Genomic DNA, 12902 nt, shown 5'->3' with positions numbered 1-12902 from the left:
CTCGCGTGATCCGGATCACGAATCGCCTCGTGCGCGGCCCGAATGGCGCCGGGCCGTGATCTCGTCGACACGGGTCGCGGGGGAACTGGTCAGCTTGCGCTTAGAGCCCGGTAGTGCGCCTTCTCCCCCTCACTGGCACGGCCACGCACCACGTCCAGTTCCAGGGCGATGAGCTCCTCCCGCTTCTGCTCGGCCTTCTCCGAGTACGGGGTGTCGAGCCCGAACAGGTCGGAAAGTACGGCGTCGTCCCCGCTGCCGAAGACGATGCGGTCGTAGAGGTGCTCGGGCACGATTTCCACCGGGCTGTCCTCGTCCGGGCCCGGGAGTCGGATCAGGCCGCCGGGGTCGGCCGCCTGGCAGATGTACGGGCTGTGCGTGGTGACGATGAACTGGACGTTCGGGAAGTGCGCCTTCAGCCAGCCACCGATCCGCTTCTGCCAGGAGACGTGCAGGTGGGCATCGATCTCGTCGATGATGACGACCCCCGAACTCGGCACGTTCGGGACACCGTCCGTCGTGTCGAGAACGAGTTCGCCGTAGGCGTCGTGGATCTGCTTGAGGATGTCCACCACCAGGGCGGCCACCGTACGGTAGCCGTCGCTCATCTCGCGCAACGGGAACTTATGGTTCCGGTTTATGACCCACAGGCCCTCGGAGTCGACGCTGTCGACGCGGTAGTCGTCGGGGAGCAGATCGTCACCGAGGATGGCCAGTGCGGCAGCCTTGAGGTCCCGGGCACCCTCGCGGTCCTCGAAGGCGCGCAGATGCTGCTCGATGAGCCAGCTCACGCCCTCCGCCAGGGAGGCGTCCTCGTGAAAGAGGCTGGTCAGCCGGGCAACCGGGCCCGAGGTGGACATCAGCCGCTGGATGTCGCTGGAGCCGCCGGCCAGTCTACAGAAGGGCCCGTACCCCGCGCAGAACCACCCCACGGGGTTGTCGGACCACGGGCCGCGCAGGGCGACAGGCCGCTCCTTCTGGTAGCCGATGGGCATCAGCGACGGCTGGCCACTCCTGCTGGACCCCGGCTTGCCGGACAGCGACCCCTCGTTCGACACGGTCCACCGCAGCCCAGCCCAGATGGGCAGGGCCGGGCGCCTTCCCGTCGTGAAGTCGTCGTCCTCGGCGTCATGGACCAGGCACACCTCCGCCTTCGCCACCCTTTCGTCCCTTGCGACCCAGGTGTCGAACCCTGGGACGAGGCTCCGGGCGACGGCCGGTCCGCTGACCGCCAGGGCGAGTGCGCGCAGCAGCGTCGTCTTGCCCGAGCCGTTCCGGCCGGCCAGTACCGTCCAGCCGGCATAGGAGCCGTCGGGTCGGGTCAGGTCCAGGTCGACTGTGCGCGCACCGTGGAACGACCTGATGTTCCTTAGAGGGCCCGGCAGTAGGCAGGTACGCGCGGTTGGGATGGTGCCCCTGTTGTGGAGCACGCGTGGTCGAAGTGATCATGGAATTCTCTACACTCAGTGATCACCGGAGAGCCCGTGCCTGTTCTGCCCTCAAGCCTGCTTGACCTTCTGCCGGCGAGTTCGCAACGCTACTGCCCAGGGCGGGCGGCAGTTGCAGGCCTGGCACAATGCCTGTGGGTAAGGCTGACCAACGAGAACAAGGTGGGGTCATTCCAGCATCAGGCGACCTTGAAAGCCGAAGCTGTTACGTCCTCGAGACCGCAAATGATGCGCAGATGGCTTGGAGCGTGTTCTTCGTCTACGGAGACCGTGAGCACATCCGCTTCCTGCTGCGGAGCATCTTCGTTGAGAATGACGATCAGGATGTGGTCGACGCACATCTCGACCAGACGGCTGATCTCTGGTTGATCGAAAACGGACGCCGTGTCGGGCATATCGATCTACATTCCCTCATCTCGATTCATGACGATGCAGGCTCGAGGCAGGTGTTGCTCGACTGGGCCCGCTTCGATCAGCTAGTCCCGGCTTCCCTGACTGGTTTGGTCCTACGCCATGGCGAGGAACTGCAACTTCTCGCCGCTCAAGAAGATTTTGCCGATACTCAAAGCAACTTGCCCCTTCTGTACCCCGACACCCCGATTGGCTTCGGGATGCAGGTGTGGGTCGATGGGGATCTGACCGACCAGCCGTACGAGGTCTATCCGGACCCTGATCCTGCAGGGAGGGACTGACACGTTGCCCCCCCGCCGTACGCTCTTGGACCATCCGCTGGTAGACACTACTTGAGCCTTCGGGTGGTGGGGCGCCCGTCCCAGCGATACCGCGGGACAGCGCGGCGGATGAGCATGCGGAGTGTGACGATCACGGCGGCCCAGGTGATCGCGAGCTGTTCGCGTGTCCGGGTGGCAGCAACGAACAGCAGGGAGCGCTCGCGCTGCAGGTCATCAGCGGTTCGATTCACCGTTCCTGCACATCCGGAGACTCGCCCTTACCCACGGACACAGTGGTCACGGGCGGCTGCGGGAGACTTTCGTGTGGACCGGGTCAGGCATCGGCGCTACGGCGCACGGCGAAGCCGGTGAAGGCCGTCCATGCGGCAGGAGTCACGGCGAGCGCAGGACCAGTAACGATCTTCGAGTCACGGACGTGGACGGCCTGCCGCGAAGTGGCCACCTCTACGCACTCACCGCCTTCTTCGCTGCTGTGGCTGCTCTTGATCCACTTCAGTCGAGGCACAGCGGACCCGAACTTGTCGACCTTCACGGCTCTCCCAGCAACTTCTCGACATAGGCAAGGGACTCCCGGGGTGTGAGCGCCTGCGCTCGGAGGATCCCGTACTTCACCTCAAGCCCCCGGACAAGGTGTCGCTCCGTGTGCACATGGCTCACGTTCTGCACCTCAACGTACGCGATCCTGCGCTCTCCCTTGGTCTCGGTCAAGGTGAAGGGACCGGCCAGTCCTGCGTTCTCCTCTCGTTCCAGAGGCATGATCTGCACCTCGACTGTGGGCTTCTGCCCGATGAGAAGAACTTGCTCCAACTGGCCTCGCAGGATGCCTCGTCCACCGATCGGCCTCCGCAGTACCGACTCGTCGATGACGAAACTCATCAGCGGTGCCGGGCGTTTGGTGAAGAGGCTCTGGCGAGCCAGGCGAGCTGCCACGCGCTGATCGATGACTTCCTCGTCCATGGGCGGCCGCATCATCGTGAATACCGCACGCGCGTAGTCCTCCGTCTGCAACAGACCGGGGACCGCCTGGTTCGCGTACACGTGTAACTCAACTGCTTCGGCCTCCAGCCGCGCCGCATCCCGGAAGAACGCCGGATACCGCGCCCGCGCGACCTCTTCCTTCATCGCCCGCAGGACGCCCCCGGCATCCAGTACCTCGTCCGCCTTGTCGATCAGCTCGGGTTTGGGGATGCGCCGGCCGAGTTCGACCGACGTGATCTGGTCCTCCCCGTAACCGAGCCGGGACCCCAGCTCCCTCCGCGTCAGCCCTGCCCGCTCCCGCAGGAGCCTCATCTGCCGCCCGAAGCACCGCAGGAAGCTCGCCCCGTCGTCCTGTTCCACCATGCCCGCCGCCTCCGGCACCTCATCACCCACGGTTCTGGCGCGCGGCCGTACAGGACGGAACCGTGTACGCAGCGCACTGACTCACGCTACGCGCAGTGATGAAAGGCTGGTCCCCCGAACGCCCACACGTTCCCTCGTACGAGAACTCGCCTCTGTGTGTACATACTTGGCAGCCACCTGTACAGCCCCAGCCAGTACAGGCGTTTCCGCTGGTCAGCGCCGCATTGTCTTCGGCAGGCTCGCCGCCATGAAAACCTCGGACACCACCACCGCCCAGGCACCGGAAGTCCCGGCCTCCCCGCACGAGTTCGCCATGCAGTTCACCTCCACCCCGCGCGGCGCCCGCCTCGCCCGGCGTCTCGTCTCGCACCGGCTCGACCAGTGGGGGCACCCGTACGACTCCCCCGCCAACGAGACCCTGACCCTGATCGCGGCCGAACTCACTTCCAACGCCATGCGGCACGGCCACGTCCCCGGCCGGGACTTCCACCTCCGGCTCACCGCGACGCCGGAGACACTCCGCGTCGAGGTGACGGACACCCGCACCGAACAAGTGCCGCCCTCCTCCGTCCATGAGGCGCCCGGCGACGCGGAGTCGGGCCGGGGACTGCTCCTGGTGGCCCGGCTGGCCACCCGCTGGGGCACCGACCCGCGACCTGCCGCGCCCGGCAAGACTGTCTGGGCGGAGCTCATTCCGGAAACCAGCAGGGCAGTACGCCCTTGAGCCTCGGGCCCGCCCGGTCTACCAGAAGCCGTACCGTCGGTCTTCGTGCTCCGAAAGAATGTCACTCCCCCCTGCCCACTTCACCCCGCAGACATGACACTGCACATGCCATTCGTCACTTGGCTCCAGAAAGATGGTCCTTCCCCGCTGTCCCACGCCCGGACACTCCCGCCCCACGTTCGGGTCAAGGCTCAGTCCCAAGGACGAGAGCCTGTAGAGCATCTGCTGCACCAGATCCTCGGACTCCTTCAGTTCCCGCGGACCATCAGCCCGATACAGGCTCTCGTCGGCATCACCGCGTCTCCGGTGGAGGGTGACCGCGAAGTCGGTTGCCCGGCTGTCCGGATCGAGAGGACGGTCCAGCACACTGAAGGTCCACTGCTGCGCCTGCGCCGCCGAAGCACGGCTGTCTTGGGTCAGGACAAGCGCCTCGTGATGCCGAAGGCGTCGGCGTAGGCGGACGGCGACCGTCCCGTTCCGAAGAGCGCGCCACAGAGGCTCAACCTCGGTCTGGCTGCTGTCCCGCAGCAAGAACTGCCGTAGCTCGCTGTAGTCCACAGCAACGCGAGACATCGCCGCAACACTCTCGGCGACCTGTGTCTCCGTTTCCGTGGCATCGCTCAGATCGCAGGAAGCGGTCAACTGCCGACGGACGGCAGACCCCAGAAGGGGGTCCAACGCGCCCAGCTCCCACGCTTTCGATGGCGTCCCTTCTCGTGGTGTAGCCGATCAAGGTGGCGGAATCCCTAGGTCACGGGCCGAATTGCCCCCGCCGGAGGCGCTGCTGGGGCTCACCGAGCCGGGACCAGCGGCGATCGCCAGGCGGCCCGCAGCGGCATGCGCCGGACGGCTTTGAAGCGGAGCTGACAGACCGTGATCGGCTACACCACGACGAGGGACACGACCACGCTTTCTCCGCCGCCTCCACGGTGAACAGCGCACCACGGTGCAGGTCGCGTCGGCCGACCGGCCGGCCTTCCTCCTCAAGATGTCCGCAGTCTTCTGTCGCGAGGTCTGCCCCGCGGCCATGCAAATCGACCATTTCCCACCCTCTCGTATCAACGATCCGGCGACACTGTGATCGTCAGTCCGCCAGCCGCTTGTACAGGATCACGGCCCACTCTGCCCCGTCCACGCCATCAACGTCCCAGCCGCACCAGCCAGTTCCACGTCAGCTCCGCGTGAGGCAGAGGACGGTTCGTGCGGACGCACCTGCCGGTCACCATCCGACGGACCGACGAGGACAGGGCATCCCAAGAGCTCGGCCCGCACCACCTCGCGGACCACTGTCAAGACTCGGAACCGACCGGGCAAAATAGCCGCCATGAACACACGTTCCTGCCCCTGCGGGCTCCCCGAGGCGTACGAGGCCTGCTGCGGGCGCTTCCACACGGGGGCCGCCGCCGCACCCACCGCCGAGAAGCTGATGCGGTCGCGGTACTGCGCGTTCGTGCGGCGGGACGAGGCGTATCTGCTGCGGACCTGGCATCCGGGGACGCGGCCGGAGCGGATCGACTTCGATTCCGGGATGCGGTGGACCGGTCTGGAGATCCTGGAGACGAGCGGCGGGTCCGCCTTCCATTCCTCCGGGACGGTGACCTTCCGGGCGTCCTGGCGGGGTGGCTCGCTGCACGAGCGCAGCCGGTTCGAGCGGGTCGGCGGGGCGTGGGTGTACGTCGACGGGGAGTTTCTGGGCTGAGAGGTCACCCACCGGCCGGCGCAGGGCGGAATGGCTGTTTCTCGTCTGCCTCACCACAGCCTTCAGGCGCTTAATGGTGCTCCCGCGTGATATGCGGGTGCGGTTGACGGCGATACGGGGGAGCCATGAGCTACACGGGAAACGTTGGCGCACCGCTGCCCCAGCCGCCGTCCCAGCCTCCCCCGTTGCCGCCGGCTCGTCCGAAGGGGAGTCCCCTGGTGCTCCGGGTCAGCCGCCGCATCCTGTGGGTGGGGACGGCCGCCATCCCCCTGCACAACATCGCCTGGGTCGACGCCTTCAGACTGAAGCCCGACTGGGGCGCGGCCTTCCTCCGCATCCTGAAGTGGCTGTTCGGCGCCTTCCTGGTCTATGCCACGATCTACTACGTCAGTGAGGGCGAGGCGCGCCTCGGGGACGGCGGCAGCCCTGCGGTCATCGTCCTGGTGGTCGGACTGGTCGTTACCTTCACCGAGCTGTTCTCGTCGAAGAAGCCAGTGCTGATCGTCGAGATGAACAGCGGCTCCCGGGTGATCGTGACCCTGCCGACCGTGGACGAGCTGCGGGGGATCGCCGGGCGGATCGTGGACGCGATCGACAACCCGGCAGCCGAGTTCACCGCCGTCGTGCAGCAGTTCAGCAGTCGGCACACGAACAACTTCGGACCTGTCGTCAACATGACCGGCGGCCGGGAGAACACGGGGTTCAAGCTGTGAGCGGGGATTCGCACTACTACGGGCCCGTGGTCAACATGAACGGCGGCCGGGAGAACGTCGGCATCCACTACGACACCGTCGGCGGTGCGGCCCAGGACGCCGGGCTGCGCGCCGCCGTCGAGGAGCTCACCGGGCTCCTGGGGGAACTGCGGCCACACCTCGCCCCGGACCAGGACCGAACCGTCGAGGACGCGCTGCCCGAACTCGTTCCCGACCGGAACGCCCTGCGCGAGCGTGGCATCATCCTGGCGTCCCTCGCGCAGATCGCGGCCACCGTCGGCGAGGTGGGCCGGCCCGCCGCGGACGCGGTGGGCCGCCTGCTCGCGCTGCTGGGCTGAGGTCCCGGGAAGCGGCCATCAGGGCGCCAGGATGTCGAGCTCCTGGAGGGCGCCCTCGGTGATCTCGCGGGTCAGCCGCTCCGCGCGGGCGGCGTCGCGTTCGCGGACGGCCTCGGCGAGCTGGACGTGGAGCGTGACGGCGGCCGGGTCGGGGTCTTCGAACATCACCTCGTGGCGGGTGCGGCCGGCCAGCACCTCCGCGACGACGTCGCCGAGGCGGGCGAACATCTCGTTGCCGGAGGCGGTCAGGATGACGCGGTGGAACGCCACGTCGTGGAGGAGGTATCCCTCCAGCCGGTGACCACGCGAGTGGGCGACCATGCCGAGGGCGCACTCGGTGAGTTCGGCGCACTGCTCGGCGGTGGCGTTGCGGGCGGCCAGGGCAGCCGCGAACGGTTCGACCGCCGAGCGCAGCATCGTGAGCGAGCGCAGTTGCCGGGGGCGGTCCGTGCCGGCCAGGCGCCAGCGGATGACCTGGGGGTCGTACACGTTCCATTCGCGGGTCGGCAGGACGGTCACGCCGACCCGGCGCCGGGACTCGACCAGGTGCATGGACTCCAGGACGCGGACCACCTCGCGCATCACGGAACGCGAGACGTCGAAGCGCTGGGCCAGCTCGTCGGTGCGCAGAACGCTTCCGGGAGGGTAGGCGCCTGCGGTGATCTCGGGGCCGAGGGTGTCCAGAACCCGGCCGTGCAGCCCCCGGCCCGTGGTGCTCATGCACTCAGAGTACGGGGCGGATCACGCGAACAAAAAGTCAGACTTATATGTCACACAGTCTTGAACTCGTCGTATCTAATGCGCTTCAGTTGCGTCGACATCATGCGTCGACCAAGACAGCGGACAGTGAGGCAGCGCGATGAAGACCCCCCAGGTCGTCGTGGTCATGGGCGTCGCGGGCACCGGGAAGACCACCATCGGTCCCCTGCTCGCGGCCCGGTACGGCGTTCCGTACGCCGAGGCCGACGACTTCCACCCGCCGGCCAACATCACCAAGATGTCGGCCGGTACCCCGCTCACCGACGACGACCGGTGGCCCTGGCTCGACGCCATCGGCGACTGGGCCCACGGCCGGTCCGGTCTCGGCGGGGTGGTCAGCTGCTCGGCGCTGAAGCGGTCGTACCGCGACCGGCTGCGGGCCGCCGCGCCCGGCGTGGTCTTCGTGCACCTCACCGGTGACCGCGCGCTCGTCGAGGACCGGATGTCGCACCGGCAGGGGCACTTCATGCCCACGGCACTGCTCGACTCCCAGTTCGCCACGCTCCAGCCGCTGGAGCCGGACGAGGCCGGGGTCGCCGTGGACGTCGCGGGCAGCCCCGAGGAGATCACCGACCGGGCGGTCGCCGCCCTCGCGGCTCTCCCGTAGGTCCCCGAACCCGCCCTCCCCACTGGGCATCAGCTCTCCTCTCCCCCACCCCCGTAGACCAAGGGAACCCACCACCGTGACCAGACTCAGCGTCGAGATGCTGGCAGCGGACGCACCCGAGCCGATCACCTCGGCCGGCCACGCTCAGCTGGGCATCGCCGTCCTGGCGGGCATCGCCGTCATCGTCCTGCTCATCACCAGGTTCAAGCTGCACGCCTTCCTGTCGCTGACCATCGGCTCGCTGGCGCTCGGCGCGTTCGCCGGGGCGCCGCTGGACAAGGTGATCACCAGCTTCAGTGCCGGACTCGGCTCCACCGTCGCCGGCGTGGGCGTCCTGATCGCCCTCGGCGCGATCCTCGGCAAGATGCTCGCCGACTCCGGCGGCGCCGACCAGATCGTCGACACCATCCTCGCCAGGGCGAGCGGCCGTACGATGCCGTGGGCGATGGTGCTGATCGCCTCGGTGATCGGTCTGCCGCTGTTCTTCGAGGTCGGCGTGGTGCTGCTGATCCCCGTGGTGCTGATGGTCGCCAAGCGCGGCAACTACTCCCTGATGCGGATCGGCATTCCCGCGCTCGCCGGTCTGTCGGTGATGCACGGTCTGGTCCCGCCGCACCCCGGCCCGCTGGTCGCGATCGACGCCGTCGAGGCCGACCTCGGGGTGACGCTGGCGCTGGGCGTGCTGATCGCCATACCGACGGTGGTCATCGCCGGTCCGCTGTTCTCCCGGTACGCCGCCCGCTGGGTGGATGTCCCGGCGCCGGAGAAGATGATCCCGCAGCGGCCGTCGGAGGACCTGGAGAAGCGTCCCGGCTTCGGGCCGACGCTGGCCACGATCCTGCTGCCGGTCGTGCTGATGCTGGCCAAGGCGCTGGTCGACATCGTTGTCGACGACCCCGAGAACTCCGTGCAGCGCGTCTTCGACGTGATCGGCTCCCCGCTGATCGCCCTGCTCGCGGCCGTCCTGGTCGGCATCTTCACGCTGGGGATGCCCGCCGGGTTCAGCCGGGAGCGCATCTCCTCCATCGTCGAGAAGTCGCTCGCGCCGATCGCGGGCATCCTGCTGATCGTCGGAGCGGGCGGCGGCTTCAAGCAGACGCTGATCGACACCGGCGTGGGCCGGATGATCCTGGACATCTCCGAGGACTGGTCCATCCCGGCGCTGCTGCTGGCCTGGCTGATCGCGGTGGCGATCCGGCTGGCGACCGGTTCGGCGACCGTCGCGACCGTCTCGGCGGCCGGTCTGGTGGCCCCGCTCGCGGCGGACATGTCGACCACGCACGCCGCGCTGCTGGTGCTCGCCATCGGTGCCGGATCGCTGTTCTTCAGCCATGTCAACGACGCCGGGTTCTGGCTGGTGAAGGAGTACTTCGGGCTGAACGTCGGCCAGACGATCAAGACCTGGTCGATCATGGAGACGATCATCTCGGTGGTCGCCGGCGCTCTGGTGCTGCTGCTGTCACTGATCATCTAGCCGGACACGGAACACCGGACACAAGCCCCACGGCCACCCGCTCCCCGCCGGGGCGAGGGTGGGCCGTGGCGCGTGTCATGGCCGCCACAGGGGATGCTCGCGCTCGGCCCACTCGCGGCGGACGGAGCCCGTACGCATGCCGCGGCGGGCCTCGGGGTCCGCCAAGGCCATGCCGATGTGCCCGGCCAGGACGATGCCGAGGGTCAGCGCCAGCCAGTCGTGGACGAAGGTCGCGCTGGTGCGCCACACCAGCGGAGTGAGATGGGTGAACCACATCATGAGGCCGGTGCCCAGCATCACCAGGGTGGCGCCGGCGATCCAGGACGCGTAGAGCTTCTGTCCGGCGTTGAACTTCGCGGCCGGCCGGGAGGAAGGGCGCCTGTCGCGGCGCAGGGCGGCGCGCAGCCAGGTGCGGTCGTACGGTCCGAAGCGGTTGAGTCGGCCCAGGTCGGCGCGGAAGGCCCGGGAGACGAGTCCGGCGAGGACCGGAACGGGCAGGAGGAGTCCGGACCACTCGTGGACGGTGACGACCAGGGCGCGGCGGCCCACGAGCTGGGCGAGCTGCGGGACGTAGAGGCAGGCGGCCGTGAGGACGCAGACGCCCGTCAGTACGGCCGTGGCGCGGTGCACCCAGCGCTGGGCGGGGCCGAAGCGCCGTACGGCCGTGCCGGCGGGCGGGGTGTCAGTGGGTGGGCTCATCGTCGCGTCCGTTCGAGCGGCCGACCCAGGCGTCGATGTCGTAGCCGCGTTCCTCCCAGTAGCCGGGGCGGACGTCCTCGGTGACGGTGATGCCGGAGAGCCACTTGGCGGACTTGTAGAAGTACATGGGGGCCACGTAGAGGCGGACCGGGCCGCCGTGGGCGTGGCCGAGGTCCTCGTCCCGCATGCGCAGGGCGACCAGGACGTCCGCACGGCGGGCCTGATCGAGGGTGAGGCTCTCGGAGTAGGCGCCGTCGAAGCAGGTGAAGCGCACCGCCCCGGCCGTAGGGCGCACCCCGGCGGCGTCCAGGAGCCGGGACAGGCGCACCCCCTCGAACGGCGTGGCCGGCACCCGCCAGCCGGTGACGCACTGGACGTCCCGGACCGTGCGGGTCTGCGGCAGGGACCTCAGCTCCGCCAGGGTGTACGTGGCGGGGCGGTCGACGAGGCCGTCGACGGTGAGGCGGTAGGTGTCGGCGTTCTTCCGCGGGACGGAGGAGGTGACCGAGTAGTAGCGGAAGCCGCCGCCGTTCGGCAGCAGTCCGGTCAGGCCGGTGGGGTCCTTGTCGGAGGCTCCGGCGAGAAAGGACTCCAGGCCGCGTTGCAGGGTGGGCGCGGTGGCCACGCCGAGGGCGCCGAGGGCAAGGGTGCCGAGCAGGACCCGGCGGCCGATGGGCCTGCCGGGCTCGTGCCGTTCGGTTCCGCCGGTCCGCCCGGTCCGCTCGTCCTGGCCTGGTGACGGCTGTTCGGAGTTCACCGCTCCATTCGAGCACCCGCGCCCCGGCCGGGCCAGGGATCGCGGGTGCCCGTCAGACTTCCGTAACCACCGGAGTCCTAGGAGGTGCGCTCGGCCTCCTGGTCGAGCTGGAACGCCTCGTTGCCCAGTCCGATGCGGGCGTGTGTCTCGGGGGCGCGGGCGCGCAGGACCGCGCCCTGGACCAGCCCGGCGACGAGGGCGAGCCCGATGACGCCGGGCAGGATCCAGCTCAGGGAGGAGCCGGGGCCGGCTCCGACCAGCACGTCGAAGTCCTTCACCGTGTAGCCCGCGATCACCACCAGGGCGATGCCCGCCAGCGCGGAGGTGATCAGTCGCCAGGCCTGCGCGCCCGCGGCTCCGCGCCGTACGAAGAAGACGACGACGGACAGCGAGGCGATGGCCATCAGCACGATCACGCCGAGGGCGCCGATGTTGCCGCCCCAGGTGAACATGTGCAGGACGGGTGCGGTCGGGTCGCCGACGGGCTTGTCGTCGGTGAACGCGAAGACCAGGAGCAGCACGAGGGCGATGCCGGTCTGCAGCAGGGAGCCGGTGCCGGGGGCGCCGCTGGTGCCGGTGGTGCGGCCGAAGGCGCCGGGCAGCAGGCCCTCGCGGCCCATGGCGAAGGCGTACCGCGCGACGACGTTGTGGAAGCTGAGCATCGCCGCGAACATGCCGGTCACGAAGAGGATGTGCAGGACGTCGGTGAAGGTACCGCCGAGCCGTTCCTCGGTGAGGAAGAACAGCAGGCCCGCGCTCTGCTCCTGCGAGGTGCCGATGATCCCGGAGGGGCCGGTGGCGACGGTGAGCGCCCAGCTGCTGATGGCGAAGAAGACGGCGACGCCGGTGACCGCGAGGAACATCACCCGGGGCACGACCTCGTGCGGCTTGCTGGTCTCCTCGGCGTACACGGGGGCCTGTTCGAAACCGAGGAAGGCCGCGATGCAGAAGCACAGGGCGGTGCCGACGCCGGCGCCGGTGAGGGTGTCCGGGTTGAACGCGTGCAGCGACAGGCCCTCCTTGCCGGGGTCGGCGATGGCGGCGATGTCGAAGATCACGACCAGCAGCACCTCGATGACCAGCAGCACGCCGAGCACCCGCGCGTTGACGTCGATCTTCAGCCAGCCCAGCGCGCCGACGGCGAGCACGGCCACCAGCGACGGTATCCACCAGGCGATCTCGATGTCGGCGTAGGTGGCGAAGAGGCCGGAGACCTCGAAGCCGAAGATGCCGTAGATGCCGACCTGGAGGGAGTTGTAGGCGACGAGCGCGACCATGGCGGCGCCCGCGCCGGCGGTGCCGCCGAGTCCGCGGGATATGTAGGCGTAGAAGGCGCCCGCGTTGTGGACGTGCCGGCTCATCTCGGCGTAGCCGAGGCTGAAGAGGACCAGCACGGTGCCGAGGACCACGAAGAGCAGCGGCTGGCCGACGATGCCCATCACCGCGAATGTGGTGGGCATGACACCGGCGACCACCATGAGCGGGGCGGTCGCGGCGAGTACGGAGAGCAGCAGGCCCCCCGTGCCGAGCCGGTCGGCGCGCAGGGCGCGCTCCTGCCCCTTGAAGGTGCTGATGCCGTCGACTGCCTGTCTGCTCTTGCTCGTACTGTCCGTCGTCATCTCGGGACCGTCCTTGGGTCGGTGGTGGTGGTACG

The 12902-nt window shown here is 68.7% G+C and carries 15 protein-coding genes and 1 pseudogene; 7 read left to right on the top strand and 9 right to left on the bottom strand.

What is annotated here, in order from left to right; all coding sequences use genetic code 11:
* Positions 1-89: 89 nt before the first annotated feature.
* Positions 90-1427 (bottom strand): AAA family ATPase, encoded by a 1338-nt coding sequence (locus tag ACIF9R_RS00610; RefSeq protein WP_399972299.1) that lies wholly within the window; start codon positions 1425-1427, stop codon positions 90-92.
* A gap of 254 nt (positions 1428-1681) precedes the next feature.
* On the opposite strand from ACIF9R_RS00610, the gene ACIF9R_RS00605 reads away from it, so the two are divergent.
* Positions 1682-2137: a hypothetical protein gene (locus ACIF9R_RS00605; RefSeq protein ID WP_399972296.1), complete on the top strand. Its 456-nt coding sequence runs from the start codon at positions 1682-1684 to the stop codon at positions 2135-2137.
* 47 nt (positions 2138-2184) lie between these two features.
* On the opposite strand, the pseudogene ACIF9R_RS00600 reads toward ACIF9R_RS00605, so the two are convergent.
* From ACIF9R_RS00600 to ACIF9R_RS00590, 3 genes and pseudogenes are all read right to left on the bottom strand, one after another.
* Positions 2185-2277 (bottom strand): annotated as a pseudogene (locus ACIF9R_RS00600) (IS5/IS1182 family transposase); the annotation flags it as partial.
* 173 nt (positions 2278-2450) lie between these two features.
* Positions 2451-2669 (bottom strand): DUF397 domain-containing protein, encoded by a 219-nt coding sequence (locus tag ACIF9R_RS00595; RefSeq protein WP_399972293.1) that lies wholly within the window; start codon positions 2667-2669, stop codon positions 2451-2453.
* Positions 2666-3478 carry a helix-turn-helix domain-containing protein gene (locus ACIF9R_RS00590; RefSeq protein ID WP_399973008.1) on the bottom strand — a complete coding sequence of 271 codons (813 nt, stop codon included), beginning with the start codon at positions 3476-3478 and terminating at the stop codon, positions 2666-2668. The genes ACIF9R_RS00595 and ACIF9R_RS00590 overlap by 4 nt, the downstream gene beginning before the upstream one ends.
* 247 nt (positions 3479-3725) lie before the next feature.
* On the opposite strand from ACIF9R_RS00590, the gene ACIF9R_RS00585 reads away from it, so the two are divergent.
* Complete coding sequence (locus ACIF9R_RS00585) at positions 3726-4202, top strand: ATP-binding protein (RefSeq protein WP_399972290.1); 477 nt, start codon at positions 3726-3728, stop codon at positions 4200-4202.
* 18 nt (positions 4203-4220) lie between these two features.
* Here the strand turns inward: ACIF9R_RS00585 and ACIF9R_RS00580 are convergent, their stop codons facing one another.
* Positions 4221-4880, bottom strand: a complete 660-nt coding sequence (locus ACIF9R_RS00580; protein WP_399972287.1) for a hypothetical protein — start codon at positions 4878-4880, stop codon at positions 4221-4223.
* A 646-nt stretch (positions 4881-5526) separates the two neighbouring features.
* On the opposite strand from ACIF9R_RS00580, the gene ACIF9R_RS00575 reads away from it, so the two are divergent.
* From ACIF9R_RS00575 to ACIF9R_RS00565, 3 genes are all read left to right on the top strand, one after another.
* A complete protein-coding gene (locus ACIF9R_RS00575) occupies positions 5527-5901 on the top strand; it encodes a YchJ family protein (RefSeq protein WP_399972284.1) in 375 nt (124 codons plus the stop codon).
* A 218-nt stretch (positions 5902-6119) separates the two neighbouring features.
* Positions 6120-6614, top strand: coding sequence for a DUF6232 family protein (locus tag ACIF9R_RS00570; RefSeq protein WP_399972281.1), 495 nt, complete (start codon positions 6120-6122; stop codon positions 6612-6614).
* Positions 6611-6952, top strand: a complete 342-nt coding sequence (locus tag ACIF9R_RS00565) for a hypothetical protein (RefSeq protein WP_399972278.1) — start codon at positions 6611-6613, stop codon at positions 6950-6952. The genes ACIF9R_RS00570 and ACIF9R_RS00565 overlap by 4 nt, the downstream gene beginning before the upstream one ends.
* 18 nt (positions 6953-6970) lie before the next feature.
* On the opposite strand, the gene ACIF9R_RS00560 is transcribed toward ACIF9R_RS00565, so the two are convergent.
* Positions 6971-7672: a FadR/GntR family transcriptional regulator gene (locus ACIF9R_RS00560; RefSeq protein ID WP_399972275.1), complete on the bottom strand. Its 702-nt coding sequence runs from the start codon at positions 7670-7672 to the stop codon at positions 6971-6973.
* 139 nt (positions 7673-7811) lie between these two features.
* Between ACIF9R_RS00560 and ACIF9R_RS00555 the strand changes: the two genes are divergently transcribed.
* Both ACIF9R_RS00555 and ACIF9R_RS00550 read left to right on the top strand, forming a co-directional pair.
* The gene (locus tag ACIF9R_RS00555; RefSeq protein WP_399972272.1) at positions 7812-8318 is read left to right on the top strand and encodes a gluconokinase; all 507 of its coding nucleotides are present in this window, start codon (positions 7812-7814) and stop codon (positions 8316-8318) included.
* A 76-nt stretch (positions 8319-8394) separates the two neighbouring features.
* Complete coding sequence (locus ACIF9R_RS00550; protein WP_399972269.1) at positions 8395-9792, top strand: gluconate:H+ symporter; 1398 nt, start codon at positions 8395-8397, stop codon at positions 9790-9792.
* Between the two features lie 75 nt (positions 9793-9867).
* Here ACIF9R_RS00550 and ACIF9R_RS00545 read toward each other — a convergent pair whose 3' ends face one another.
* The 3 genes from ACIF9R_RS00545 to ACIF9R_RS00535 form a co-directional block, all read right to left on the bottom strand.
* On the bottom strand, positions 9868-10491 hold the full coding sequence (locus ACIF9R_RS00545; RefSeq protein ID WP_399972266.1) for a cytochrome b/b6 domain-containing protein: 624 nt from the start codon (positions 10489-10491) through the stop codon (positions 9868-9870).
* Positions 10475-11248: a molybdopterin-dependent oxidoreductase gene (locus ACIF9R_RS00540; protein WP_399972263.1), complete on the bottom strand. Its 774-nt coding sequence runs from the start codon at positions 11246-11248 to the stop codon at positions 10475-10477. Before ACIF9R_RS00540 ends, ACIF9R_RS00545 begins: the two co-directional genes overlap by 17 nt.
* A gap of 77 nt (positions 11249-11325) precedes the next feature.
* The gene (locus ACIF9R_RS00535) at positions 11326-12867 is read right to left on the bottom strand and encodes an APC family permease (RefSeq protein WP_399972260.1); all 1542 of its coding nucleotides are present in this window, start codon (positions 12865-12867) and stop codon (positions 11326-11328) included.
* Positions 12868-12902: the final 35 nt, after the last annotated feature.

This window comes from Streptomyces sp. NPDC086080 (assembly GCF_044540255.1).
Classification (GTDB): Bacteria; Actinomycetota; Actinomycetes; order Streptomycetales; family Streptomycetaceae; genus Streptomyces.
The sequence above is the reverse complement of the archived record's forward strand: the minus strand, read 5'-3'. Positions and strand labels throughout refer to the sequence as shown.